The following is a 23,838-nucleotide window of genomic DNA, read 5'->3' as shown; positions in this document are numbered from 1 at the left end:
ACCCGCCCCGCAGCCATTCTACAGGCGTACTTCCCACAGTCTGGACAATAATCCCCGTGCGCGCCTATACTGCTCCGTGAATCCCTGCCCGGAAACACTGCGGGCGTCCCCCACCGGCCGGAAGGAACCCCGCCATGTCCACCATCCCGGGTCCCATGCTGTTCCGCCACCTTTCCGTCTTTCAGCGGCTGCTCATCGGCACGCTGCTCATCGTCGCCTTCAGCATCGCCCTCGGGTACGGCACCCTGAGGCTGATGCGCGGCATGGCCGAGGACGCCGACACCGTCTACCGGCATACCTTCATCGCCACCAGCAGGTTGCAGCAGGCCAAGGAAAGCGTGGAGCGCATGCGCGCGACCATGCGCGAGCAGATCATCGAGGTGGACGAAACTATCAAGGCCGAACAGGTGGCCACCCTGCGGCGAGAGGAACGCCTGTTCCACGACTGCATGGACGCGGTGCGCGCCAACTTCCGGGGCGATCCCGCCCTCGTCGACGCCATGGAAAGCCGCTACGACGATTTCCTGTCCATGCGCGACAGGGCCATGGTCCTGGCAGAAAACCGGGAGATACAGGAGGCGTGGCGGCTTACCGAATCCTCGCCCCGGAACCCGGCCGACCGGCTGCTGCTTTCCATGGACGAACTGATGCACGCGGCACGCGCCACGGCCGAACAGTTCTTCCAGACCTCGGTGGCGCAAAACCGCGCCATACTGGCCAGGGCCATGGCGGCCTACGCGCTGTTCTGCGCCATGGTCATCGCCATCACCTACTTGGTCAGCTGGACCATCCGTCGCCGCCTGCTGGCCCTCACCGGCTGCGTCCAGTCGCTGGCCGACGGCGACCTGGACGTGCGGGTGCCCTACGGCGAGGAACGCAACGAGATGGGCGCCATGGCCCGCTCGCTGGAGGTGCTGCGCGGCGTCTCGCGCCAGATGGAGCAGCAGCGCTGGATCAAGGCCCAGATGTCCGAGACGGCCACCGCCCTGCAACAGGCGGGCGACCTGTCCTCCTTCGGCCAGCGCCTGGCCGCCGTGGCCGCCCACGTGGCCGGTGCGCCCTACGCGGCCCTGTACGTGCCCGGCGAAGACGGCGCGCACCTCGACCTGGTGGCCTCGCTGGGCGGCATCGCAGGCGGCCCTCCGGCCAGCGCGCCCATGGACGGCAGCCTGGTCGGCCGTTGCGCCGCAACCCGCACCCCGGTGGACCTCACCCCCCCGGCAGGCGGGACGCTGCGCTTCTCCACCGGCCTCGGCGACATGGAGCCCGCCTCGTTGCGGGCCTATCCGCTGCTGCTGGGCGACAGATTGCTGAGCGTGCTGGAACTGGCCACCCTGGGCCCGCTGCCCCCCCGCGCCGCCACCCTGTTCGAGGACATCCTGCCCATGGCCGCCCTGTCGCAGGAAGTGCTGGAGCGCAACCTGCATACCCGCAGCCTGCTGGAGCAGACCCGCACCCAGGCCAACGAGCTGGAGGAAAGCCGCGAACTGCTGCGCCGCAGCGAGGCGTTCTTCCGCGCCGTGTTCGAAACGGCGGGCATCGGCATCGTCAGCGAAGGGCGGGGCCGTGGCATCGACCGGGCCAACCCGGCCTTCACCGACTTCATCGGCATCGGCGAGCCGGAATTGCTCGGGCGCGACCTGGAGGACTTCTTCCACCCCGACGACCGCGCGGCGGTGGAAGCCCTGCTCGGCCGCCTGACCTCCGACGGCCCGGCCCCCGCCGCCGTGCGCGCGGAACACCGCTACCTGCGCCCCGACGGCGAGGTGCGCTGGGCCGACGTGCGCTGCGCGCTCATCAGCGACAGGCACATCGACCCGCGCCGGGTCACCCTGATCAACGACATTACCGAACTCAAGGAACAGCAGACGGAACTCAAGGATACCGAGGCCTGGTACCGGGGCATCGTGCATTCGGCCCCGGACGCCATGGTGGTGATCGACAGCGCGGGGCGCATCGTGCTGTGCAACCCGCAGTTCGAACGGTTGCTGGGCTACGAGACGGGCGAGCTGGCCGGCCATCTGGTGGAGGAATTCCTGCCCGCGGAACTGCGCGACCACCACGTGGCCCTGCGCAACCGCTTCCTGGCCTCGCCGCTGAGGGTCATCGGCCACGAGCGCGAGGTGACGGGGGTGCGCAAGGACGGCGCCCGCCTACCGCTGGAAATCAGCCTCAGCAAGCTGCCCCCGTCCGAGCGGCACCCCGTGAGCGCCTGCGCCGCCCTGCGCGACATCTCCATCCGCAAGCGCACCGAGGCCGAACTGCGCCGGGCCAAGGAAATGGCCGAAGAGGCCACGCGGCTCAAGAGCGACTTCCTGGCCAACATGAGCCACGAGATCCGCACCCCCATGAACGCCATCATCGGCATGGCCCACCTGGCCCTGAAAACGGAACTGGACCCGCGCCAGGCGGGCTACGTGCGCAAGATACGCGCCGCGGGCCAGCATCTTCTGGGCATCCTCAACGACATCCTCGACTTCTCCAAGATCGAGGCGGGCAAGCTGACGGTGGAGAACACCGAGTTCGAACTGGAAACCGTGCTCGACACCGTGGCCAACCTGGTCTCGGAAAAGGCCACGGCCAAGGGCCTGGAATTCGTGCTCGACGTGGCGGCCGACGTGCCCCCCGTGCTGCGGGGCGACCCGCTGCGGCTGGGGCAGATTCTCATCAACTACGCCAACAACGCGGTGAAGTTCACCGAGCGCGGCGAAATCGTGGTCCACGTGGAAACCCTGGAACGGGGCGACGACGACGTGCTGCTGCGTTTCGCCGTGCGCGACACGGGCATCGGCCTCACCCCGGAGCAGAAGGCCCGGCTGTTCGTCTCGTTCCAGCAGGCGGACACCTCCACCACCCGCAAGTACGGCGGCACCGGCCTTGGCCTTGCCATCGCCAGGAAGCTGGCCGACCTGATGGGCGGCGACGTGGGCGTGGACAGCGCCCCCGGCCTGGGCAGCACCTTCTGGTTCACGGCCCGGCTGGGCCTGGGCGCCGGGCGGCGGCAGCTGGTGCCGCGCATCGACCTGCGCGGCCTGCGGGTGCTGGTGGTGGACGACAATCCCCAGGTCCGCACCGTCCTGGCCCAGATGCTGGAAGGCATGACCTTCCGCCCCGCCGAGGCGGACGGCGGCGAGGCCGCGCTGCGCCTGCTGCGCGAGGCGGAGGCGTCCAGCGCGCCCTTTGGCATGGTGTTCCTGGACTGGCAGATGCCCGGCATGGACGGGCTGGAGACCGCCCGCCAGATCCGCTCGCAGGCCCCGGACCTGCCCGTGGCCATCGTCACCGCCTACGGACGGGAAGAAATCTTCGCGGCGTCCGAAAGCGTGGGGGTGCAGGCCGTGCTGGTGAAGCCGGTGCAGCCCTCCCTGCTGTTCGACACGGCCATGCGCCTGCTGGGCGGGGCGCACGCATCGCCGCGCGCCGCCGCCCCGCCCCCCGGCGGGCGTCCCGCCATGCTCGCGGGCGTGCAGGGGGCGCGCGTGCTGTTGGCGGAGGACAACGAACTGAACCGGGAAGTGGCCCTGGGCCTGCTGGCCGAGGCGGGGCTGGCCGTGGACGCCGCCGAGGACGGGGCGCAGGCCGTGCGCATGGTCATGGAGGGGGGCTACGACCTGGTGCTGATGGACGTGCAGATGCCCGTCATGGACGGGTACGAGGCCACCCGCGCCATCCGCCGCACCCTGGACGCCGACCGGCTGCCCATCGTGGCCATGACCGCCAACGCCATGCAGGGCGACCGCGAGGCGTGCCTGGCGGCAGGCATGAACGACCACGTGGCCAAGCCCATCGACCCGGACGAACTGTTCGCCGCGCTGATCCGCTGGCTGCCCCGAAGAACCGGCGCCGCGCCGCCGGGCGACGCTCCGGCCGGGCAGGACGGCATCCGGGATATCCTCGACCCGGAGGCCGGCCTGCGCCGGGTGCTGGGCAAACAGGCAACCTACCGCGCGCTGCTGCGCCGCTTCGTTTCCCAGCATGCCGACGCGGCGGCGCGCATCGCCGGGCTCATGGAGTCCGGCGACGGCGCATCGGCCACGCGCGAGGCGCACACCCTGAAGGGCATGGCGGGCACCCTGGGCGCACGCGCGGTGCAGGCCCATGCGGAGGAGTTGGAATCCGCCCTGCGCCACGAGGCCCCGGCCGAACGCGCGGCCCAGGTGCTGGCGGCGCTGGGCGCCGCGCTGGACGAATCGGTGCGGGCCATGCAGCGCCTGCTGGATGACGCGCCGCCCGCCCCGGAGGGCGCGGAATCCGGCGCGGAGGCGGAGTCCACCGGCGACGCCGCGCCCGGCCAGCCCGCACAACTGGACGACACCCTGCTGGACCGTCTGGAAAACCTCATCGAGGAAGACGACAGCGAGGCCGTGGATCTTTTCAACGCCCATGCCGAAGCCCTGCGCGCCGCCCTGGGGCAGGCCACCGTGGCCCGCATGGGCGAGGCGTTGCGCGCCTTCGAATTCGAAACCGCGCTGGAGATGCTGCGCGCGGCCCGGCCCACCCGAGACGGCTAGGGACTGTTTCCCTCGCCATCGGCCCGTTCCCCGTCCCGTACCGCCGTCCGGCCACGCCGCGCGGCTGCCCCGCCCCCCTCCAGCCATCACGAGGCCGCCATGACCGACACCCCCCTCACCTCGGACGATGCCCGGCGCACCGTGCTGGTAGTGGACGACACCGTGGACAACCTGACCCTGCTCAGCGGCCTGCTGAAGGACACCTACCGGGTCAGGGTGGCCAACAGCGGTGAAAAGGCCCTGCGCATCCTGTCCTCCGGCAGCCCGCCGGACATCGTGCTGCTGGACATCATGATGCCCGGCATGGACGGCTACGAGGTGTTGCGCCGGCTGAAGGCCCTGCCCGGCACGGAGGACGTGCCGGTGATCTTCCTCACCGCCCTGTCGGAAGAGGACGACGAGCGCGTCGGCCTGGAACTGGGCGCCGTGGACTACATCACCAAGCCCGTCAGCCCCCCCATCATGCTGGCCCGCATGCGCACCCACCTTCAGGTGAAGGCCGCGCGCGACTTCCTGAAGGACAAGAACGCCTTCCTCGAGGACGAGGTGGCCCGCCGCATGCGCGAACTGGCGGCCGTGCAGGACGTGACCATCATGGCCATGGCCTCGCTGGCCGAAACGCGCGACAACGAAACCGGCAACCACATCCGGCGCACCCAGCACTACGTGCAGGTGCTGGCCCAACACCTGTCGTCGCACCCGCGTTTTTCCGCCGCGCTGACGCCGGAAGACATCCCCCTGCTGTTCAAGTCCGCCCCGCTGCACGACATCGGCAAGGTGGGCATCGCCGACCGCATCCTGCTGAAACCCGGCAAGCTGACGCCCGAGGAGTTCGAGGACATGAAGCGCCACCCGGCCCTTGGGCGCGACGCCATCATCGCGGCGGAAAGGCAACTGGACACGCCGGTCTCGTTCCTGCGCCACGCCCGCGAAATCGCCTACTGCCACCACGAGAAATGGGACGGCAGCGGTTACCCGCGCGGCCTTTCCGGCGACGATATCCCGGTGTCGGCGCGGCTCATGGCCCTGGCCGACGTGTTCGACGCACTGATCAGCCGCCGGGTGTACAAGCCCCCGTTCGACATGGACAAATCCGTGGGGATCATCCGCCAGGGGCGCGGCGCGCACTTCGACCCGGACGTGGTGGACGCCTTCCTGGCCAACCTGCAAACCTTCCGCGCCATTGCCGACCGCTACGCCGACTCGGAAGAAACGCTGGAGGAAACCAGGTCGCGCACCGAGAAGGACTATCCGCCAAAGGCGCAGGACTGAGGACGTCCCGCCCAGCCCGCCCAACTCCGCCCAACTCCGTCCGGCTCCGTCCGGCTCCGTCCGGTTATGTCACGGCCTTGCGCCTGCCGGGGCCGTTTGCTAGACCGGACGGGCGTTCCGGCCCCCCTGCGCGCCCCGGCGCCTACCTTCACCCCCCTTTCGCCATGCCCGACACTTCCACGGATACCCTGCCCCGGCCCGACGATACGGAAACCGCGCAGGCAGACACCCCTGCCCCCGCCGCCCGGCCGGAAACCTCCCGCCCGGAAGTGGCGCTGTTCATCCGCACCTATTCCCGCTACGGCGGCGTGGAGCATTTCTGCCACCGCTTCCATGAATACCTGCGCGCCCAGGGCGTACCCGTGCGCGTGCTGTGCGGCGAAGTGGCCCCGGAAATGCTGGCGGGAACGAGCGGGAAAACCGCCCGGCGGCGCGGCGATGACGAACGTCCCGTGGACCCGGATGCCGCCCCCCCGGCCGTGGACATCCACGAACTGGGGCTGTGGCGGCCGGGCCGGTTCATGAAGAACCTGGGCCTGTATTTTGCCGCCGCCCGCGCCCTGCGCGAACTGCCGCCAACCACCATCAGCGTCGGCTTCGGCAACATGGCGGGCTGCCACATCCACCGCTCCGGCGGGCCGCACCTCGACTTCCTGCGCAACAGTCTGGCGGCGCAGCGCTCGCCCCTGCGGCGCCTCGCCAAGGCGTTCACCCGCCTGCTGAACCCCAACAACCTGCTGATGGCCGTGCTGGACAAGCGCATCTACAACCACCCGGCCACCCGGCGCGTCATCGCCATCTCGCAGAACGTGCGGGCCGCCGTGGCGCGCCAGTTTCCCCATTCCCCGGCCACGGTGGTGGTCATCCCCAACGGGGTGGACACCCGGCGCTTCAACACCCGGCGCTTCGACGACCTGCGCGGCGAGGCCCGGCGGCTGGTGGGCCTGCGGGAGCGCCACCGGGCCATCGGGTTCTGCTCCAGCAACTTCGAACTCAAGGGGCTGGACCGGCTCGTCGCCGCGCTGGCCCATCTGCCCGAGGAATACGTGCTGGTGGTGGCGGGGGGGCGGCGCAGCCGCAAATACGCCGACTACGCAAGGTCGCTGGGGGTGGAGAAGCGGGTGGTGTTCCTGGGCAAGGTCAAGGCCGCCGACATGCCGCGCTTCTACGCCGGGCTCGACGTGTTCTGCCACCCCTCGTTCTACGACACCTTCGGCAACGTGGTGGCCGAGGCGCAGGCCATGGGCCTGCCCACGGTGACCACCCGGGCCACCGGCGCGTGCGACGTCATCGACGACGGCCGCACCGGGCGGGTGCTGGACCAGCCGGAACCGTGGGCGCTGGCCACGGCCATCTTCGACCTGCGCGACGTGGAGCCCGGCACCGTCTTCGGCACCGTGGAGGACGACGAGCAGGTCTTCGCCCGGTATCTGGAAGTGATCGAGGACGTGCGCCGGGAACTGGCGGCCGACGCCGAAAGCTGACCCCCCGCCCCACGAAAGAGGTTCGGCAGCACCGACTGGAAGGGGCGCCCCCCGCCTTAGGGACTGTTTCTAAATTAGGATTTCCGTTCGTTGGCTAGGAAAACGAACCTGCCATGAGGGAGTGCGGCAGCCGTTATGCGAGTCTTCGAGCATTACGGATGGCGACCGCAGAGCATACTCTTCTCGTATTCGACCGATATGGCAGGCGAAGTTTGACGAAGCCAACGGGCGGAAGGATAATTTAAAAACAGTCCCTACTCCACGAAGCCCTCATGCTTGCCGCGCGGCGGCCTGCGCATGAACCAGACGCAGAAGAACAGCGCCAGGAAAATGGCTCCCTGCGAGAGAAAGGCGTCGTTGAAGGCCAGGGCCGATGCCTCGCGCTGAAGCATCTGGTAGATCAGTGCGCGGGTGCGCTCGGCAAGGTCGGCGACCTCGCCCAACTGCATGGCCAGCCCGGCGCGGATCTGCTCGAAGCTCAACTGGTAGGCGGGCGAGAGGGGCGTCATGTCCTCGGCCAGCACGCTGTGGTGGTACTGGGTGCGCCGGGCCAGCAGCGTGGTGACGAAGGCCACCCCGAACGAGCCGCCCAGGTTGCGCAGCAAGTTGTACAGGGGCGATGCCGTGTTCATGGCCTCGCGCGGGACGTGGGCGAAGGTGACCACCGACAGCGACACGAAGAAGAACGGCATGGCTATGCCCTGCAACACGCGGGCGAAGGCCGCCGTGCCGAAGTCGATGTACAGGTTGAACCCGGCCATGACGTGCAGCGAATACGCGCACACCAGCATGCCGAAGGCCAGCAGCCAGCGGGCGTCGAGGCGCTCCGTCAGCTTGCCCGCCACGGGCATGAACACCAGGGCCAGCATGCCCCCCGGCCCCAGCACCAGCCCGGCGAGGTAGGCGGTGTAGCCCATCAGCCCCTGCAGGAACAGCGGCAGCAGCACGATGGACCCGAAGAAGGCGAAGAAGCCGAAGAACATCACCGCGTTGCCGATGGCGAAGCTGCGGTTTTTCAGGATGCGGAGGTCCAGCACCGGCCGGGGGTGGCGCAGTTCCCAGAACACCAGGGCCACCAGCGACACGGCGGCGACCACGGCCAGGGTGGTGATGAACGGCGAGCTGAACCAGTCGTCCTGCTGGCCCTTGTCCAGCACGATCTGCAATGCGCCGATGCCCGTGGTCAGCAGGGCCAGCCCCAGGTAGTCCACCACCTCGCCGCGCTGGCGGCGCTCCATGTACGGGGGATCGTGCAGGAAGGCCCCGGCCAGATACAGCGCCAGCAGGCCCACCGGCAGGTTGATGTAGAAGATCCACCGCCAGGTGAAATTGTCCGTCAGGTAGCCGCCCAACAGCGGCCCCAGGATGGGCCCCAGCACCACCCCCACGCCGAAGATGCCCATGGCCATGCCCCGCTGGTGGGGCGGAAAGGTCTCCATCAGGATGGCCTGCGACATGGGTTGCAGCCCGCCGCCGCCCAGCCCCTGAAAGATGCGGAACAGGATGATCTGGGCCAGGGTGGTGGCCGCCCCGCACAGCAGCGAACTGGCGGTGAACACGGTGATGGACAGCATCAGGAAGCGCTTGCGCCCCATGAGCCGGGCCAGCCAGCCGCTCATGGGGATGACGATGGCGTTGGCCACCAGGTACGAGGTGAGCACCCAGGTCACCTCTTCCTCGCCCGCGGCCAGGCTGCCCTGGATGTGCTTCAGGGCCACGTTGGCCACGCTGGTGTCCAGGATTTCGATGAGCGTGGGCACCATCACCGCCAGGGTGACGAGCCAGCGGTTGACCGATTCGGATTCGCTCGACATGCGGCCCTGCCGTTCCGGCTACTGCTTGCGGGCCGGGGCGGCCGGTCCGGCCGGGGCGGCGGCCGGAACCGTGCCGTTTCCGGCGGGCTTCACGGCCTGCGTGGCGTTGGGGCCAGCCCCCTGTCCGCCGCCCGCATCCGTGCCCCGCAGCACGGGGGCATCAGACCCGGCGGCGCGCTGCGGCACCTCGGAAACGCCCCGGTTGGTGAAGATCACCGGCACCACGCTCATGCCCACGCGCAGGGGCGGCATGGCGGCGGGGTCGTAATCGGTCAGGCGCAGCCGCACGGGGATGCGCTGCACCACCTTCACGAAATTGCCGGAGGCGTTCTGGGGCGGAAACAGCGAAAAGGCCGCGCCCGTGCCCGCCATGATCGATTCCACCTGCCCTTGCAGCACCAGGCCCGGATAGGTGTCCACGCGAATTTCGCAGGGCTGGCCGGGCTTCACGTCGGTGAGTTCGGTTTCCTTGAAGTTGGCCGTCACCCACAGGTGGTCGGGCGACATGGGCACCACGGCCATGACCGGCTGCCCGCGCGTGACCATGCGGCCGGGCTCCACGTTCTTCTTGGTCACGTAGCCGTCCACGGGGGCGCGCACGGTGGTCCATTCCAGATTCAGTTCCGCCTGGCGCACCTTGGCCTGCTGGGCCTCCACCTGGCGGGCGCGGATTTCCGCCACCACCTGCCCGGTGCCTGCCAGGTCCACCTCGGCGCGCACGCGGCGCATTTCCGCCTCTGCCGCCGCGCGGGCCTTGCTGGAGGCCTCCAGCTTGGCGCGGGACGATTCCAGCCGGGCCTTGGCCGCGTCGTCGGCGGAACGGGCTCGGTCCACCGCCTCGCGCGAGACGGCCCCCTGCCCCACCAGCGCCTCCAGGCGGCGCCGGTCCAGGGTGGTCTGGGCCTGTTCGGTGGACAAACGCTCCATCTCGTAGCGGGCGGCGTCCTCTTCGTCGCGGGCCTGGGCGGCGCGGCGCTTGGTGGCCTCTTCCACGGCCTGTGCGCCGGTCACCCGGTGCACGGTCTGGGAAAGCTCCAGCGGCACGCCGCGTTGCAGCGCGGCAAGCTGGGCGCGCGCCTCGGCCACGGCCACCTCGTACTCGGTGGGGTCCAGCCGGGCCAGCACGTCGCCTTCCCGGACGAACTGGTTGTCCTCCACGGGCACGTCCACCACGTAGCCCGCCACGCGCGGCGAAACCATGAAGATGCGGCCGTCCACCTGCGCGTCGTCGGTCTCCACCTTGCCGAGGCCGTGCCAGTACCAGATGCCCGCCGCCAGAACCATGACGCCGAGCAGTATGCCGAGGATGCGCTTCTTGCTGTTCATGCCGTATCGCCGTGTGGGCACGCGCGGACGCGTGGTGTGCGGGTGGGAAAACCGGTCATGGCCGGAACGGGGCACGCCGGGCCGCCCGGGGTCCCTTCCGCGAACGGAAGGCCCCTTGCGGGAGGCGTCGGAATTGCCGCTTTCGGGAACCGGCAATGCATAGCGCATGCCGTGCCGGGCACGCAACCGGACAATGGAGGGTCCCCCCGCCGGGGGATCTCCGTGCCGGTTACGCGGATCAGTCGGTCAGCATGCCGGACGCCGGGTCACCCGCGAAATCCGCCATCGGGACGAAAGCGGGCGACATCCCGCCCTGGGGCCTGCCGCGCCTCCGGTCGCCGTCCGCCTCGGGATAGGCGGACTGCAACCCGTACCGGGCAAGGCAGCGTTGCAGCTCCCCTTCCCGGTGCAGGTCGCGCAGCGCCGCCTCGAAGGCGGCCACCGCCTCCGGCGCGGCATGGCGCGAAAACGCGATGGTGTAGTCGAGCCGGTTGTGCCAGCCCGCATAGCGCAGGTTGGCGATGCGCAACTGGGCGATGATGGCGAGGCCGTTTTCCCTGTTGGAAAACACCGCGTCGATGCGCCCCTGGGCCAGCTTGAGGAACCCGGAATCGTTGTCCGGCGCGGCGTCCACGGTCATGGGCACCTGCCGGGCCAGCTGGTTCAGGATGTCCGCCGTCAGCGAGGGGCCGTAGACGCCCACCCGGTAGCCCGCCACGTCGCGGGGGGTCACGTAGCGCAACGGGTTCTCCATGCGCACGAAGAAGCCGTATTCCGCCCGCACCAGCGGCGGGCAGAAATGCAGCCACGTTTCGCGCTCCGGCACGTGCCCGATGGTGAAGATGCCGTCGGCCGCGCCGTTGCGCACCTCCTGCTGGGCACGGGCCCACGGCAGCAGGCGGAAGGCGCAGCCCACGCCCATGCGCCGGCAGGCCATGCCGATGATCTCCGGCATGGGACCGGCCAGTTGTTCGCCGGTGTCCGTGCGCTCCATGTAGTTGAACGGCGGGTACTGCTGGGCCACGAAGACGAGCCCCGTGGGTCCGGGCCGTACGCCCCGGACGGGGACCGGCTGGACCTGTTCCGCCTGGATTTGGTCCGGCTGGGGCTGGACCTGCTGCGTCTGGTCCGGCTGCGTCTGGTCCGGCTGGGCGGCCACCGGCATGGCCTGCGCCATCATGAGCACCCACGCGGCAACGCAGGCCAGCAGGCAGGCCCAACCGCGCGGCAGGACACACGGCAGGACACGCGCCACCGGCCGAACCGGAATGCGGTCCCGGCCGGGCGCTTCGTTCCCGGCCCGCGCCGTGCTCCATCCATGTCGCTGCACGCCCTTGCTCCTTTGTCCCTGTCCGCTCCTCGACAACATGGCCACCGGCGGCGCGTGGCCGCCGGTTCCACCAGTCCCCCCGGTCACTCCGGCACATTCATGGCGCACGCGAAGTGGGTCACCACGCCCGCGCCGTCGCGCAGGGGGGTCAGGCGGCATTCCGCCTCCAACGCCGTGCCGTCGCCGCGCCGCAGCCGGGCACGGCCACTCCAGGCTTCGCCGTGCTCGCGGGCCGCCAGCAGCGCGGCGAACCCGGCGTCCCCGTTGCCGCCCGCACCCCCGCCTGCCCCCAGATCCGCCAGGCGGCGGTCCAGCATGTCGGCGCGCGGCCAGCCGGTGATGGCGGCAAAGGCGGGGTTGGCGTAGCGGATGGAGCCTTCGCCATCCAGGATCAGCAGGGCCCCGGCGGAATTCTCCACGGCCTGCTCCAGCAGGCGACGCGCCTCCTCGGCCCGGCGGCGCGCCGTGAGGTCGGTGAGCACGCCGATGGTGCCCCCCTCGCCCGCCGCGCCGCCGCCGAACACGGTCCTGACCGTGCCGAAGTGGCGCACCACGCCGTCGGCGCAGCGCAGCGTCTGCTCGCCGTGGCGGGTGCCGCCCACCTGGCGCAGTTCGTCGTCGTCGCGCAGCACGGCGGCGGCCACGTCCGGCGGGTACACGTCGGGAAAGTCGCCCGGCGGGCGGCCGCGCACGTCCTCGCGCGGGCAGCCCAGCACCATCCGCGCGAAACTGTCGTTGCAGTCCACGAAGCGGCCCGTGAAGGCGCGGTAGTAGATGGGGTTGGGGATGGCGTTCATCAGCGCGCGCAGGAAGGCCAGCCGGGTGCGCGCCTCTTCCTCGGTGGCGGCCCGGCGCTCCAGTTCGCCCAGATAGTCGGCGTTGAGGCGGGTCAGTTCCGCCGTGCGCGCCTCCACCAGTTGCCCCATGCGCAGGCTGTGCCCCTCCAGGTTGCCCATCAGCCTGTTGAAATAGTTGGCGAGGTCTCCGATTTCATCGTGGGTTTCCGGCACCACGCGCACGGAAAGGTCGCCCCCGGCCCCCACGCGCACCCGGTCGGCCAGCCGCCGCAGCGGCCCGGTGATGCCCGCGCTGGCGTACAGGCTGGCCAGCGCCACCACCCCGGTGGCGGCCAGCAGCCACAGCACGGCCAGACGGCGCATGCGGTCGAGCGGGGCGTATATCTCGTCGGTATAGCCGGACGCGGCCACGATCCAGTCGTAGTCCGCGAGGTAGGCGTAGACCACGACCTTCTCGCGGTAGACGTTCTCGCCGGGGTTGCGCCACGAATAGACGATGCGGCCGGAACGCTTCTGCAGCATCTCGCGCACGAAGCGGCGGCCGGTGTCGTCGCGCGCGTCGGCGATGTCGCCCGGCTCCATCACCGGGTGCACCAGCAGTTCGCCCGAACCGGTCATGATGTAGGCGTAGCCGGTTTCGCCCACGCGGTGCGAAAGCACCGCGTCGCGCAGCATGGTCACGTCCAGCAGGTTGCGGAATTCCTCGCGGTAGGCGGAGGCGGAGATGATCCAGTCCCACGGCTGGAACCAGGTCATGTGCAGCGCCTTGGGCCGGGCGTGCGTTTCGCCGGGGTTGCGCCATTCGTACTGCATGAACCCTTCGTGCAGGCGCGACTGGTCCCGCACGAACTCGAACTCGGAAAGGTCGCGCCCCAGCAGCGAGGGCACAGGATGCACGGCCAGGGTGGCGTTGGAGGTCAGGCAGTAGATGTAGCCGGAGCGGCCGATGCTCATGCGCAGCAGGATGGCGGCGGCGTTGGCCTTGGCCTGCGCCTCGGTGATGGCCCCGGAGCGATGGCGCTCGTATTCCAGCGCCACCACGTCGCGGGCCTTTTCCGAGGCCGCGCGCAGGTAGTTGCCCACCGCCAGGTCCGCGCCCACGCGCACGGTGCCCAGGATGGACTGGGTGGCCGCGTGCAACCGCTCCTCCACGGCCTGCTCCACGGCCCGCCGGGCATAGATGTACGCACCGGCGCCACCGCACAGAAGCAGCACGAGGAACACCAGCATGTAGCTGGCCAGCAGCTTTCCCCGAATGCCCAGACCCGTCATGCATCCTCCAAGAGTGTCCTGATGCCCCATCTTGCCAGATGAAACGCGCTCGGAAAAGCCCGGCCCGCCGACATTGCGAAAAAACAGGCTCCATCGGCCGGAACGTGGCGGCGGGGTGGCGCGTCCCTGACGCAAAGACGCGAGAACGGCGCGGCCCGCCGCATCCGTGGGGGACGCGGCGGGCCGATGCGGAAACGGGAACGTCGGCGCGGGGCTACCTGTTCCGCGCGGCCTCGATCTGCTTCAGGGTATCCTCGAAGCTGGCGCGGTGGGCGTCGTCGGCCAGGCGCACGGCATCCTCCGCCAACTGTCGCGCCTCGTCCAGCCGCTGGCCGCGCGTCAGCAGCAGCCAGGCCAGGTTGTTGCGCGCCGGGGCGGATTCCGCCTCGGGCAGGGCGCGGATGGCGCTGCGGTAGTGGCTTTCCGCCTCGTCCAGGTCGCCCTTCTGGAACAGCACGTTGGCCAGGTACAGATGGGCCTGGGGCAGGCCGTCGCGCACGGCCTCGGCGTATTCGCGCCGGGCCAGGTCCAGCTCGCCCTTCTGCTCGTAGGCGCGGCCCAGTTCCAGGTGTTCCGGCCCGGACAGCGGGTCCTGATAGATGCCGATGCGGGGCACGGCGCACCCGGCCAGCAGCAGGCACGACAGCGCGGCGAGGCACACGGCGCGCGCGACTGCGGAACCGGAGCAGCGCGCGGGTGCGCCCGCATGGCGGCCGGAGGCGGCAAGAAGGACGGAAGCGGACGGCGTGGTGTCCGGCATGGAACCTCCCGTGGCGGTTCGGGCTACGGGGCGGGCGCGGGGGCCGCATCCTGCCGCCGGACTTCCAGCGTCCAGCGGTCGGTGCGGTCCCAGGTGCGCAGGAACGATGCCCACGGCAGCCGTTGCAGGGGGGTGCGGTCCGAATTCACGATGACCGCGTCGGGCGCGTAGCCCACCACCACCATGAAATGATAGGTGCTCACCGGCCCGTAGCCGTGGTCCACCATGACGATGCGCGGCCGGCCGGCGTCCACGGCGGCCATCAGGTCGGCCACCGAGCCGTCGTACCAGCGGCTGGCAAGGCCCAGGGTGCGCGGGTGCAGGGCAAGATCCAGCGACAGGGTGCCGTGCATGCCGGGGCGGAAGATGGCTTCGGCGATGCCCTCGGGGGTGGCCTGCGCGCCGGTCAGCCCCATATGACGCAGCACCCCGGCCAGCGAGGCGGGGCCGCACTGGTACTGCTCCTGCGCGAAGAAGGGCACGTCGGGGATGATGCGTTCGGCGGCGGGGCGGACGGGGTCCGGCGCCAGGGTGCCGGGACCGCGCACGCAGCCCGCGCAGGCCAGCGCCGCCAGAAGCAGCAAAACGCACGACCACGGCCGGACGAACCACAGCGACCGGGCCAGCCACGGCAGCCGGACAGGCGGCCGCGAGAGGGCACGGTGCGCAGGGACCGGGCAGACTGCCGGGCGGGCTGCCCGGCGCGAGGGCGGAAACGGCATGGGCATGGCGGAAAAGGCGTCCTCCACGCGCCGGGCAACCCCTGGCTGCCCGGCGCGACGGAGAAAAACGGGACGCGCGGCTACTGGATGACCACGCGGCGGTCGGCGAAGTGCAGGATCAGCACCACCAGCAGGATGACCACCAGAATGGCGATGACGAAGCCGAAGCCGTCGCCGCCGTGGGTCAGGTTGTCGATCTTCTTGGCCAGGTCGTGCAGTTCGGCGTCGGACAGCATGGACAGGCGCTGCTCCACTTCGGCCTGGGAGTAGCCAAGGGCTTGCAGGCGTTCGGAAACCATCTTGTTTTCCAGGGCCTTCTGCACCGAGGTCAGATCGCTGGCGCGCTGTTCCCCGGCCATGACGCCGGCGTTGGGAACGAAGGCGGCCTCCACGCGGGGCACGAAGCTGAGCAGGCCCATGACGGCCACCATGACCATGGCGATGTGACGCAGGGCGCGCCAGTTCAGAAGCATGTACATGTGTTCCTCCTTCTTGGGGGTCGTCGTCACCGGCACCCCGGAACCGCACCGATCCGGGTCCGGCGTGCGCCGCGCGCACGGCATTCGTGAATTTTTCTAGATTTGCCTAGCAGACTTGGATGGCGATTACAAGACACCGCATCGTCATGGGCATGACGTGGGCACGACGTGGGCACGACCTCGGCACGACGAAGCCGGATTGCCGCGCGATGCCTGCGCGTTGCCGGGGCATTGCCGGGTTGCGCCGTCCCGTCCGGTGATGCGTGCGCGTGCGCACGGTGTCCGGCAGTTTCCCGGCTGACGCCACGCCCATGGCATGCTTGCGTCATGATCGTAGCATGATCGCATCATGATGGCAGCATGGCCGGGCCCCCTCCGGACGCCCCGCCAACCCCGCTGCGCCCCCCTTGCGGTCGTTTCCTCCCGTTTTCCCCCGTGTACGGTGTCCGCCTTCGGTCCGGATGCATCCGCACCCGACGCAACGCCACCACGGAGGATTCACGCCATGACGGCCACCACCCGGCGCCAGGCCGCCGCGCTGTACGCCGACCTTGCCGCCGACGCCACCCGGCGCGGCCCCGCCGCCCTTGCCGCCATGCAGGCGGAACTGGGCCGCCGCGACCTGTTCTACCTGCTCACCCGGCTCATGGGCCGCGCGGACATGGACCGCGACTGGCTGTTCGAGCGCTGCCGCGAGGTGCAGGCCGCGCCCGACGGCCACCTGGACCTGTGGGCGCGCGAACACTACAAATCCACCATCATCACCTTCGGCCAGACCGTGCGCGACATCCTGAACGACCCGGAAATCACGGTGGGCGTCTTTTCCCACTCGCGGCCGGTGGCCAAGGACTTCCTGGGCCAGATCAAGCACGAGTTCGAGCACAACGACCTGCTGCAACGCCTGTACCCCGACGTGCTGTGGGCAGCGCCCCGGCGGCAGGCCCCGGTGTGGTCGCTGGACAAGGGCATCGTGGTGCGCCGCCGGGGCAACCCCAAGGAGGCCACCGTGGAGGCATGGGGGCTGGTGGACGGCCAGCCCACGGGCAAGCACTTCCGCCTGCTGGTCTACGACGACGTGGTCACCCGCGAATCGGTGACCACCCCGGAAATGATCGCCAAGGTCACGGAATGCTGGGCGCTGTCGCTCAATCTGGGGGCCAGCGGGGGAACCGGCGGCGACGCCGGGAACGGGCCGGATGGCGGCGGCAACGGCGCGGGCCGCCGCCGCTACATCGGCACCCGCTACCATTTCAACGACACCTGGCGCGCCATCATCGAGCGCGGGGCGGCCGTGCCGCGCATCCACCCCGCCACGGCCGACGGCGCGCCCGACGGCCCTCCGGTGCTGCTCTCCCCGGCGGCGCTGGCCGAAAAGCGCCGCCAGATGGGACCCTACGTGTTCGGCTGCCAGATGCTGCTGAACCCCGCCGCCGACACGGCGCAAGGCTTCCGCGCCGAATGGCTGCGCCGCTACGTGCCCGGTCCCGCCAGTCCCGCCAGTCCCGCCGGTTCCGCCGGTCCGGTTGGGGTACGGCCCGCGTCCCCCGCCGCATCCCGCCTTGCCCAATGGGGCCACTGCAACCGCTACCTGCTGGTGGACCCGGCGGGCGAACGCAAGAAGGGCAGCGACTACACGGTGATGCTGGTGGTGGGCCTGGCCCCGGACGGCAACCGCTACCTGCTGGACGGGGTGCGCGACCGCCTGAACCTTACCGGGCGCGCCGCCGCGTTGTTCCGCCTGCACCGGGCGTGGCGGCCGCTGGCCACGGGCTACGAAAAATACGGCATGCAGGCGGACATCGAGCACGTGCGCGCCGAGCAGGAACGCCGCAACTACCGATTCGACATCCTTCCCCTGGGCGGCCCCATGCCCAAGAAGGACCGCATCCGCAGGCTGGTGCCGGAGTTCGAACAGGGGCGCATGCTGCTGCCCCACCGCCTGCCCTTCATGGATGCCGAGGGCAAACGGCGCGACCTGGCGCGGGAATTCGTGGACGAGGAGTACCTGGCCTTTCCCGTGTCGCGGCACGACGACATGCTGGACTGCCTGGCGCGCATTCTGGACCCGGACCTGGGTGCGGAATTCCCGGCCCCGGATGGCGCGGAGTCCGGCGGCATGGGTGACCTTGGGAACATGGGCGACATAGGAAGCATGGGGAACATGGAGTACCCCCTGTATGGCTAGCGCCGCATCCCACCATGCCGCACGGTCCCGCCCGGCGGCGCAGCCCGGAGCCTCCATGCAGGCCGGACGCCCCCTGCCGCCGCTGGTGCTGCGCTCGCGCCACCCGTCCCATCCCGCTCCGGTCACCGACGCGGAACTGGACCGGCTGTGGACCACCCTGCGCGAGGAAGGGCTGGCTCCGGTGGTGTTCCACGACGGCGGCGTGCGCAGCGCCGCCGGCCTGCGCGGCCTGCTGTCTCCCCGGCGGGCATGGTGCTACCTGGTGCAGGCGGCGGACGCCCCGCTGGCCCTGTGCTGGCTGGACGGCTTTTGCGGCCGCGCGGCGCGCATCCACTTCTGCGTGCTGCGGGCCGGGCTGCCCCGCGCGGATGAGATCGGACGCACGGTGGTGCGCTTCCTGCTCACCGCGCCCGCGTGCCCGGACGCAGGGGGGCCTTCTCCATCCCCCGGCCGACCGGCCCCGTACCTGCTGGACACCCTGGTGGGACTCACCCCCGCGCCGTATCGCCACGCGCTGGCCTTCGTGACGCGGCTGGGCTTCCGCCGCGCGGCGGTGGTTCCCGGCGGCGCGGTGCTGGCCCGGCCCGGCGGCGCCCGCGTCTGCGACGCGGTGCTCACCCTGTGCACCCGCGCCGACGTGGCGGGCCTGCCCGGTCTGGCCGGTCCGCCCTATCTGACGGATTGCTGAAGCTCCCGGCCGGATGCCGAAGCCATGACGTGCAAAGGGCCGGAACGCATGACGCGTTCCGGCCCTTGATTCCTTTCCTTCCTTCTCTCGCTCTTCCCGCCTACCGGGTGACACCCCAGATATCCAGCCTCGGCCCGGCGTCGAGCAACGCCGTCAGGGGCACGTCCACCTGCTGCGGCCCGGCCGACCACGGCGCAACCTGATACGGGGGAAAATGCACCCGCACCCCTTCCGGCGTCAGCGCGAGACTCGCGTAGTTGTCCGCGTCCGGGCTGGTGCCGCCGCGCAGCATGTCCTCGGCCCGGTCTTCGCCAAGCGTCTCGACCAGCGCGTCGTAACAGTACGAGGCCAGCAGGGCCAGCGCGCCCCCGGTATCCGCGAACATGTCCTCCAGGGCCAGACGCGCTCCCGTGGCCATGTCGTAGCTCAGGGTGATGATGTCCAGGTTGCCGTGCGCGCCGCCGGTGTACGTCCAGATGCTGAAGGTGACCGTGGCCGCCCGTGCCGAGGCGCGGGTCACCGCGTAGGTCACCTTCAGTTCGTTGACGAAGCGGTGCACGTTGGGGTCGGGCGTGCCGGTGGCGGGCTGGGCTCCGCCCTCGGGCTCGGCCAGCCCCTGCCGGAACGCGGCCACGACGTGCGCGGCCCAGCGGGCCAGGTCGTCGTCCACGGCGGCCTGCCCAAGGCGGGGATAGCGCACGTCGATGTCGAAATCGTCCTCGCGCAGGGTGATGGAAGCCTCGTCGTCGCGCGGCGCGCCGGGCTCGGCCGCGCCCGCGGGCGCGGCACACAGCAGCGCAGCCAGCAGTGCGGCCGTCAGCAGCACACGTGCCGGAACGGCACGCCATCCCTCAACCACAGCACATCGTTTGCCGTCACTCATGGTTCCTCCCTAACACGGGCCGCCCGCCGCGCCAAGGGCGCGACGGGCGGCAGGGGGATCATGTCATTTCCGATACCGCTCCGGCGGCGCGCACGCTACACGCGGAGGCCGTAGCGCAGGTCCAGGAAGCTGCGCGGACGCAGCAACAACAGGCCGGAGGCCAGCGCCACGTAGATCAGGCTGAACCAGATGTGCAGCCGGTCGGGCACGTGGGGCAGGCCCATGGCCGCTTCCACCGGGGCCTGGATGAACGGCGACAGGAACTGGATCAGGAACAGGCCGAACAGCGCCATGGCCCCCGGCATGCCGATGCGCATGCGCAGCAGCAGGCAGATGGCGAACAGCGACTGCGCCGCCGTCAGCAGGATTTCGTTCATCTGGTGCGAATCCATGGGAATGGGCGGATTCACCGAGCCGGACGACACCGCGTACACGCCGGGAATCATGCCCACCAGCAGGGTCCACTGGTTCAGCTTGGACGAGATCAGGCTGCCCAGCGCGATGCTGGCATGCCCCCGCATGGCGAACATCAGCGACACGATGAACTCGGGCGCTTCCGAGGCGATGGGCGCAAGCCACTGCACCAGCAGGAATTCGTTGATGCCCAGCACCTTGCCCGAGGCCACCAGGCTTTCGCTGAACAGTTCCGCATCCGCCAGGATGACCACGGCGGCATACAGGAACAGCGAAAAGGTCGCCAGGCGGCGGCGGTCCTTGGACAGCCGGGCCAGCTTCTCGGCCGGGCCTTCGGCCTCGAACTCGGTGCAGGGCCTGCGCGAGACGATCCAGATGTACCACCCGTACATCGAGACCAGGATCACGCCGTCGTACCACGCCAGCGAACCCTTGATGGGAATGAAGAACGCGTACGCCGTGGCCATGGCCAGGAAGAGCAGGTCGGTGCGGCGCTCGTTCTCCACCTCCACCGTGCGGCGGTAGCGCATCCAGCACACCAGCACGATGGCGCTCCAGCCCACGCCGATGAGCAGGCGGTTGGCCCCGGTCATGTTGGCGATGGCGTAGTGCGCGTACTCGCTTTCGGGGTACTGCCCGGCCATCCACGTGAAGTACATGTCCACGGCGTACTCGGGCAGCACGGCGATGAGCGCCACCACCGCCAGGGCCAAGGTCTGGGGAATGTCCAGCTGCGCCACCTCGCAGGCCCACATCAGCATGAACGATGCGGCCAGGATGGCGCCGCCGGTCACTCCCGCCATGACCAGCGGGCTGATTTCCGGGTGCAGGGCCCGCATGGCAAGGCCCGGCAGCGTGGCCAGCACGGCCAGCAGAAAGGGGTACCAGTCTCGGAACGCGTTCTTCACGTGCAACCTCTCGGATAGATTGAGCTTTTTTGATTTTCCGGAGGTCGAATACAAAAAGGCGAGACCCCCGGCATCACTGCCGTGAAGGTCTCGCCAATTGGTCCGGTTTGCGGGTCCGTCCCAACGGCAACGCCAGGCGCTTGCGCCATGCTGTTGACGTTGCCCTTGCTGGCTACTCCCCTTACTGCGCCTGAACATACACAGCGTCGACCCGCCCGTCAATCCCCTCCGTGGCTTGTACCCATGCGGCCGCCATGCGGGCCGCGCCCTCCCCGCGCACCCCTTTACAGCGCGGCGCGCCGGGCCTATGTCTGGCCCCGAGCCAAACCGGCAAACGGAGTTTCGCCATGCATGTTCATGTTCCCAGCGGTGTGTGCAGCAAGCAGATCCAGTTCGACGTGCGCGACGGCATGCTGCACGACGTGCGCTTTGCCGGGGGCTGCCCCGGCAATCTTGAAGCCCTCGGCCGCCTGCTGGACGGCATGCCGGTGCAGGACGCCATCGACAAACTGATCGGCATCACCTGCGGCAACAAATCCACCTCCTGCCCCGACCAGTTGGCCAAGGCCCTGGCCGACCTGCTGGACGGCCGCCCGCTGGCCGCCCCGATGCAGGCCGTGGGCTTCGGCCTGAAGCCGCTGAACCCCTTCGGCTAGGCGCACGGGCGGCGGCTCCCTCCCCGCCCGTTGTCCCCCCCTCCCACCAGGCACCTCGCCATTCCACAGCTTGCATCAATGCCATGCTCCGCCTATGATAGATTTTATCTATCAATCAACAGGCGGAGCATTGACAATGCAAATACTGATCATCCTCTCCAGCGCGGACCCGGAAATCCGCTGGAACACCTTCCGCTTCGGCAACTTCCTGCTCGAAAAGGGCGAGGACGTGACCATCTTCCTCAACGGCCCGGCGGCAAACTACGCCGCGGGCGACGGTCCCTCGTTCCCCATCCGCGAACAGGCCCGGCTGTTCGCCCTCAGCGAGGGCGTGCTGGCCGCCTGAGGCAAGTGCCAGGACATCCACGGCGTGGATGCTGACGACACGGTGGCCCGCGGCAACCAGCAGTTCCTGTACGACGAGATGCTCAAGGCGGACAGGGTGCTGAACTTCTGACGCCGACGGGGGGCCGGGGCGGCCAGCCGCCTTGGCCCCCGTTCCTTTCGCGGCTCCTTCGGGGCTCCGCCATGCGGCCCGCCAGCGCCGCGCGGAAATGCCCGTTGACAGCCGCACGGGGCGGTCATAAGACGCGGGTGCGGCCGCCCGGAGCGGCCATATCCGGAGGATTCCATGCCCGTCCGCACCCCGGCCCGGCCCGCCCATTGCACCGTGCGCCCCGCAAGACCCGCCGCCCCGCGCCGTTTCCGCGCCCCGCTGGCACCGGGCCTGCTCGGCCTGCTGGCCGTCCTGCTGCTGGCCGCCTGCGCGCCGCGCATCACCGACGACGGCGCCCAGCCCTACGCCAGCCCCCAGCCCGAACGCATCTACCCCGGCCCCGTGCCGGTGCAGGTGCTGGACCGCTTCCTGCTGGCGTCCTTCGTCCAGCATCACCCCGACGCCGCGCAGCGCGCGGGCCTCGTGGTGCTGCCCGACGGCCGGGCCGAGCCTTCCGGCGACATCGTTCCGCAGGACTACCAGCCGGAATCCTACGGCCTGGAACTGGCCCTGCGCCTGAACCTGCGCTCGTTCCCCTCGCTGCTGCCCGGCTTCACCGACGATTCGCGGCGCACCTTCGCCTCGCCCAGGCAGTGGACCGTCAGCGCGCTGGACCGCACTTCGCTCAACGTCTTCTCGCCCGACCTCGTGAACACGCTGGTGGTCTTCGCCACCCTGGACTGGAACTCCAACGGCGTGCGCGACTGGTTGGCGCTGCTCACCCAGAAGACCCCGCACGACGAGGGCTTCTACCTGGGCTACTGGCTGGTGGTGGAAGACCCCGCGCCCAAGGGGCTGTTGCAGGCCCGGCTGCTGTCGGTGGACGAATACCGGGGCATCGGCCAGCCGGTCACCCGCACCGGCGAAGAGGCGCGCGCCTTCCTCGACAGGCTGCTGTGCGAGCAGGTGCTGCCCGCCTCGCAGGAGGCGGCGCGCAAGGCCGCCGACGAGGCCGCCATCAAGGCTATCCTGAAGAAATAACCGGAAGGCGCGGCGCAGGCCGCGCCGGACACCCCAAAACGCCCGCCGGGCACCATTCGCCATGCACCGCACCCGCTCCCATGCCGCCCAGCGTTCCGCCGCCCCGCGCGGCCTTGCCGCCCTTGCCCCGCTGCTGCTGTTGCTGGCCCTTGCTTCGGGCTGCGCCCTGCAACCGGTGGAGGTGGTGCGGCCCGACTCGTTCCGCAACTACGCCATCTACCTGCGCGACGAGATGGTGCGCCGCAACATCCTGGACGCCGAGGGCAACTACATGGAGGCGGCCATCCGCGACAACCGCGAATACCGCCCCGCCTCGTACGGCGAGGAACTGTACCACCGCCTGTCCACGCGCTTCCGCTCGGCAGAGGCGCGCAACGGCCTTGCGGGCGAGACCTTCGCGGATTCCACAGCGCCCGACGACAACGTGCGCATCGGCAGGGTGGGGTTTGCCCTGGGCCAGGGCATGGACGTGATTTCCGTGTCGCTCACGGCCATCACCGACTGGAACGGCGACGGCGTCAACGACTGGCTGGTGACCTGCACGGTCACCCCGCTGTTCGGCACCGGCCCGCGCGAATACTACATGGCGGTGGAAAACGTGGCCCCCACGGGCGTGCTGAAGCCCACCCTGCTGGCCATCCGCGACTGCGCCAACAACGAATGCACCGTGCTGGTGGGCAAAGCGCGCACCAAGGCGCTGGGCTTCGACCCCGACCGCAGCACCGACAGGGCGCCCTCCAACTTCGTGGAATCGCAGCCGGGCCAGCAGATCGTGGCGCCGCCCAACGCCCCGGCCCCGGCGGGCGCGCCCGGCGCGGGCGGCCCGCGCGTGCAGGAACAGCCCCTCTCGAAGTAGCCCT

18 protein-coding genes are annotated in these 23,838 nt (G+C 70.0%); 9 read left to right on the top strand and 9 right to left on the bottom strand.

Annotated elements, in window-relative coordinates; translation table 11 throughout:
• Window positions 1–134 precede the first annotated feature (134 nt).
• The 3 genes from ACR4XJ_RS07920 (at window position 135) to ACR4XJ_RS07910 (ending at window position 7,267) form a co-directional block, all read left to right on the top strand.
• The gene (locus tag ACR4XJ_RS07920) at window positions 135–4,511 is read left to right on the top strand and encodes a response regulator (RefSeq protein WP_434754713.1); all 4,377 of its coding nucleotides are present in this window, start codon (window positions 135–137) and stop codon (window positions 4,509–4,511) included.
• Between the two features lie 99 nt (window positions 4,512–4,610).
• A complete protein-coding gene (locus ACR4XJ_RS07915) occupies window positions 4,611–5,783 on the top strand; it encodes a response regulator (RefSeq protein WP_434754712.1) in 1,173 nt (390 codons plus the stop codon).
• 164 nt (window positions 5,784–5,947) lie between these two features.
• Window positions 5,948–7,267 carry a glycosyltransferase family 4 protein gene (locus ACR4XJ_RS07910; protein ID WP_434754711.1) on the top strand — a complete coding sequence of 440 codons (1,320 nt, stop codon included), beginning with the start codon at window positions 5,948–5,950 and terminating at the stop codon, window positions 7,265–7,267.
• A gap of 254 nt (window positions 7,268–7,521) precedes the next feature.
• Here ACR4XJ_RS07910 and ACR4XJ_RS07905 read toward each other — a convergent pair whose 3' ends face one another.
• The 7 genes from ACR4XJ_RS07905 to ACR4XJ_RS07875 all read right to left on the bottom strand — a co-directional run bounded on the left by ACR4XJ_RS07905 (window position 7,522) and on the right by ACR4XJ_RS07875 (window position 15,767).
• On the bottom strand, window positions 7,522–9,081 hold the full coding sequence (locus tag ACR4XJ_RS07905; RefSeq protein ID WP_434754710.1) for a DHA2 family efflux MFS transporter permease subunit: 1,560 nt from the start codon (window positions 9,079–9,081) through the stop codon (window positions 7,522–7,524).
• A gap of 18 nt (window positions 9,082–9,099) precedes the next feature.
• On the bottom strand, window positions 9,100–10,407 hold the full coding sequence (locus ACR4XJ_RS07900; RefSeq protein ID WP_434754709.1) for an HlyD family efflux transporter periplasmic adaptor subunit: 1,308 nt from the start codon (window positions 10,405–10,407) through the stop codon (window positions 9,100–9,102).
• A 238-nt stretch (window positions 10,408–10,645) separates the two neighbouring features.
• On the bottom strand, window positions 10,646–11,737 hold the full coding sequence (locus ACR4XJ_RS07895) for a substrate-binding periplasmic protein (protein ID WP_434754708.1): 1,092 nt from the start codon (window positions 11,735–11,737) through the stop codon (window positions 10,646–10,648).
• 83 nt (window positions 11,738–11,820) lie between these two features.
• Window positions 11,821–13,806 carry a cache domain-containing protein gene (locus tag ACR4XJ_RS07890; protein ID WP_434754707.1) on the bottom strand — a complete coding sequence of 662 codons (1,986 nt, stop codon included), beginning with the start codon at window positions 13,804–13,806 and terminating at the stop codon, window positions 11,821–11,823.
• Between the two features lie 214 nt (window positions 13,807–14,020).
• Window positions 14,021–14,566 (bottom strand): tetratricopeptide repeat protein, encoded by a 546-nt coding sequence (locus ACR4XJ_RS07885; RefSeq protein WP_434754706.1) that lies wholly within the window; start codon window positions 14,564–14,566, stop codon window positions 14,021–14,023.
• A gap of 23 nt (window positions 14,567–14,589) precedes the next feature.
• The gene (locus ACR4XJ_RS07880; RefSeq protein ID WP_434754705.1) at window positions 14,590–15,294 is read right to left on the bottom strand and encodes a C39 family peptidase; all 705 of its coding nucleotides are present in this window, start codon (window positions 15,292–15,294) and stop codon (window positions 14,590–14,592) included.
• 74 nt (window positions 15,295–15,368) lie between these two features.
• Window positions 15,369–15,767, bottom strand: a complete 399-nt coding sequence (locus tag ACR4XJ_RS07875; RefSeq protein ID WP_434754704.1) for a PA2779 family protein — start codon at window positions 15,765–15,767, stop codon at window positions 15,369–15,371.
• 505 nt (window positions 15,768–16,272) lie between these two features.
• Between ACR4XJ_RS07875 and ACR4XJ_RS07870 the strand changes: the two genes are divergently transcribed.
• Together ACR4XJ_RS07870 and ACR4XJ_RS07865 are read left to right on the top strand one after the other, a co-directional pair.
• Window positions 16,273–17,952 (top strand): hypothetical protein, encoded by a 1,680-nt coding sequence (locus ACR4XJ_RS07870; RefSeq protein WP_434754703.1) that lies wholly within the window; start codon window positions 16,273–16,275, stop codon window positions 17,950–17,952.
• Between the two features lie 55 nt (window positions 17,953–18,007).
• Complete coding sequence (locus ACR4XJ_RS07865; RefSeq protein WP_434754702.1) at window positions 18,008–18,640, top strand: hypothetical protein; 633 nt, start codon at window positions 18,008–18,010, stop codon at window positions 18,638–18,640.
• Between the two features lie 100 nt (window positions 18,641–18,740).
• On the opposite strand, the gene ACR4XJ_RS07860 is transcribed toward ACR4XJ_RS07865, so the two are convergent.
• Window positions 18,741–19,523, bottom strand: a complete 783-nt coding sequence (locus ACR4XJ_RS07860) for a DUF3298 domain-containing protein (protein ID WP_434754701.1) — start codon at window positions 19,521–19,523, stop codon at window positions 18,741–18,743.
• A gap of 95 nt (window positions 19,524–19,618) precedes the next feature.
• Window positions 19,619–20,845, bottom strand: a complete 1,227-nt coding sequence (locus ACR4XJ_RS07855; RefSeq protein WP_434754700.1) for a sodium:calcium antiporter — start codon at window positions 20,843–20,845, stop codon at window positions 19,619–19,621.
• A gap of 347 nt (window positions 20,846–21,192) precedes the next feature.
• On the opposite strand from ACR4XJ_RS07855, the gene ACR4XJ_RS07850 reads away from it, so the two are divergent.
• The 4 genes from ACR4XJ_RS07850 to ACR4XJ_RS07835 all read left to right on the top strand — a co-directional run bounded on the left by ACR4XJ_RS07850 (window position 21,193) and on the right by ACR4XJ_RS07835 (window position 23,834).
• Complete coding sequence (locus ACR4XJ_RS07850) at window positions 21,193–21,501, top strand: TIGR03905 family TSCPD domain-containing protein (protein WP_333506786.1); 309 nt, start codon at window positions 21,193–21,195, stop codon at window positions 21,499–21,501.
• A gap of 136 nt (window positions 21,502–21,637) precedes the next feature.
• Window positions 21,638–21,958 carry a DsrE family protein gene (locus tag ACR4XJ_RS07845; protein WP_333506788.1) on the top strand — a complete coding sequence of 107 codons (321 nt, stop codon included), beginning with the start codon at window positions 21,638–21,640 and terminating at the stop codon, window positions 21,956–21,958.
• Window positions 21,959–22,132: 174 nt separating this feature from the next.
• A complete protein-coding gene (locus tag ACR4XJ_RS07840) occupies window positions 22,133–22,978 on the top strand; it encodes a hypothetical protein (RefSeq protein ID WP_434754699.1) in 846 nt (281 codons plus the stop codon).
• 61 nt (window positions 22,979–23,039) lie between these two features.
• Complete coding sequence (locus ACR4XJ_RS07835) at window positions 23,040–23,834, top strand: hypothetical protein (RefSeq protein ID WP_434754698.1); 795 nt, start codon at window positions 23,040–23,042, stop codon at window positions 23,832–23,834.
• Window positions 23,835–23,838: the final 4 nt, after the last annotated feature.

This window comes from Nitratidesulfovibrio sp. D1 (genome assembly GCF_051133415.1).
Classification (GTDB): Bacteria; Desulfobacterota; Desulfovibrionia; order Desulfovibrionales; family Desulfovibrionaceae; genus Cupidesulfovibrio.
This window is presented reverse-complemented; position numbering and strand designations above follow the sequence as displayed.

Coding starts and splice junctions, on each gene's coding strand:
- ACR4XJ_RS07915 (WP_434754712.1), top strand. CDS start 4,611: ATGACCGACACCCCCCTCACCTCGGACGATGCCCGGCGCACCGTGCTG.
- ACR4XJ_RS07860 (WP_434754701.1), bottom strand. CDS start 19,523: ATGAGTGACGGCAAACGATGTGCTGTGGTTGAGGGATGGCGTGCCGTT.
- ACR4XJ_RS07885 (WP_434754706.1), bottom strand. CDS start 14,566: ATGCCGGACACCACGCCGTCCGCTTCCGTCCTTCTTGCCGCCTCCGGC.
- ACR4XJ_RS07910 (WP_434754711.1), top strand. CDS start 5,948: ATGCCCGACACTTCCACGGATACCCTGCCCCGGCCCGACGATACGGAA.
- ACR4XJ_RS07865 (WP_434754702.1), top strand. CDS start 18,008: ATGCAGGCCGGACGCCCCCTGCCGCCGCTGGTGCTGCGCTCGCGCCAC.
- ACR4XJ_RS07870 (WP_434754703.1), top strand. CDS start 16,273: ATGACGGCCACCACCCGGCGCCAGGCCGCCGCGCTGTACGCCGACCTT.
- ACR4XJ_RS07835 (WP_434754698.1), top strand. CDS start 23,040: ATGCACCGCACCCGCTCCCATGCCGCCCAGCGTTCCGCCGCCCCGCGC.
- ACR4XJ_RS07880 (WP_434754705.1), bottom strand. CDS start 15,294: ATGCCCATGCCGTTTCCGCCCTCGCGCCGGGCAGCCCGCCCGGCAGTC.
- ACR4XJ_RS07920 (WP_434754713.1), top strand. CDS start 135: ATGTCCACCATCCCGGGTCCCATGCTGTTCCGCCACCTTTCCGTCTTT.
- ACR4XJ_RS07875 (WP_434754704.1), bottom strand. CDS start 15,767: ATGTACATGCTTCTGAACTGGCGCGCCCTGCGTCACATCGCCATGGTC.
- ACR4XJ_RS07850 (WP_333506786.1), top strand. CDS start 21,193: ATGCATGTTCATGTTCCCAGCGGTGTGTGCAGCAAGCAGATCCAGTTC.
- ACR4XJ_RS07840 (WP_434754699.1), top strand. CDS start 22,133: ATGCCCGTCCGCACCCCGGCCCGGCCCGCCCATTGCACCGTGCGCCCC.
- ACR4XJ_RS07905 (WP_434754710.1), bottom strand. CDS start 9,081: ATGTCGAGCGAATCCGAATCGGTCAACCGCTGGCTCGTCACCCTGGCG.
- ACR4XJ_RS07900 (WP_434754709.1), bottom strand. CDS start 10,407: ATGAACAGCAAGAAGCGCATCCTCGGCATACTGCTCGGCGTCATGGTT.
- ACR4XJ_RS07890 (WP_434754707.1), bottom strand. CDS start 13,806: ATGACGGGTCTGGGCATTCGGGGAAAGCTGCTGGCCAGCTACATGCTG.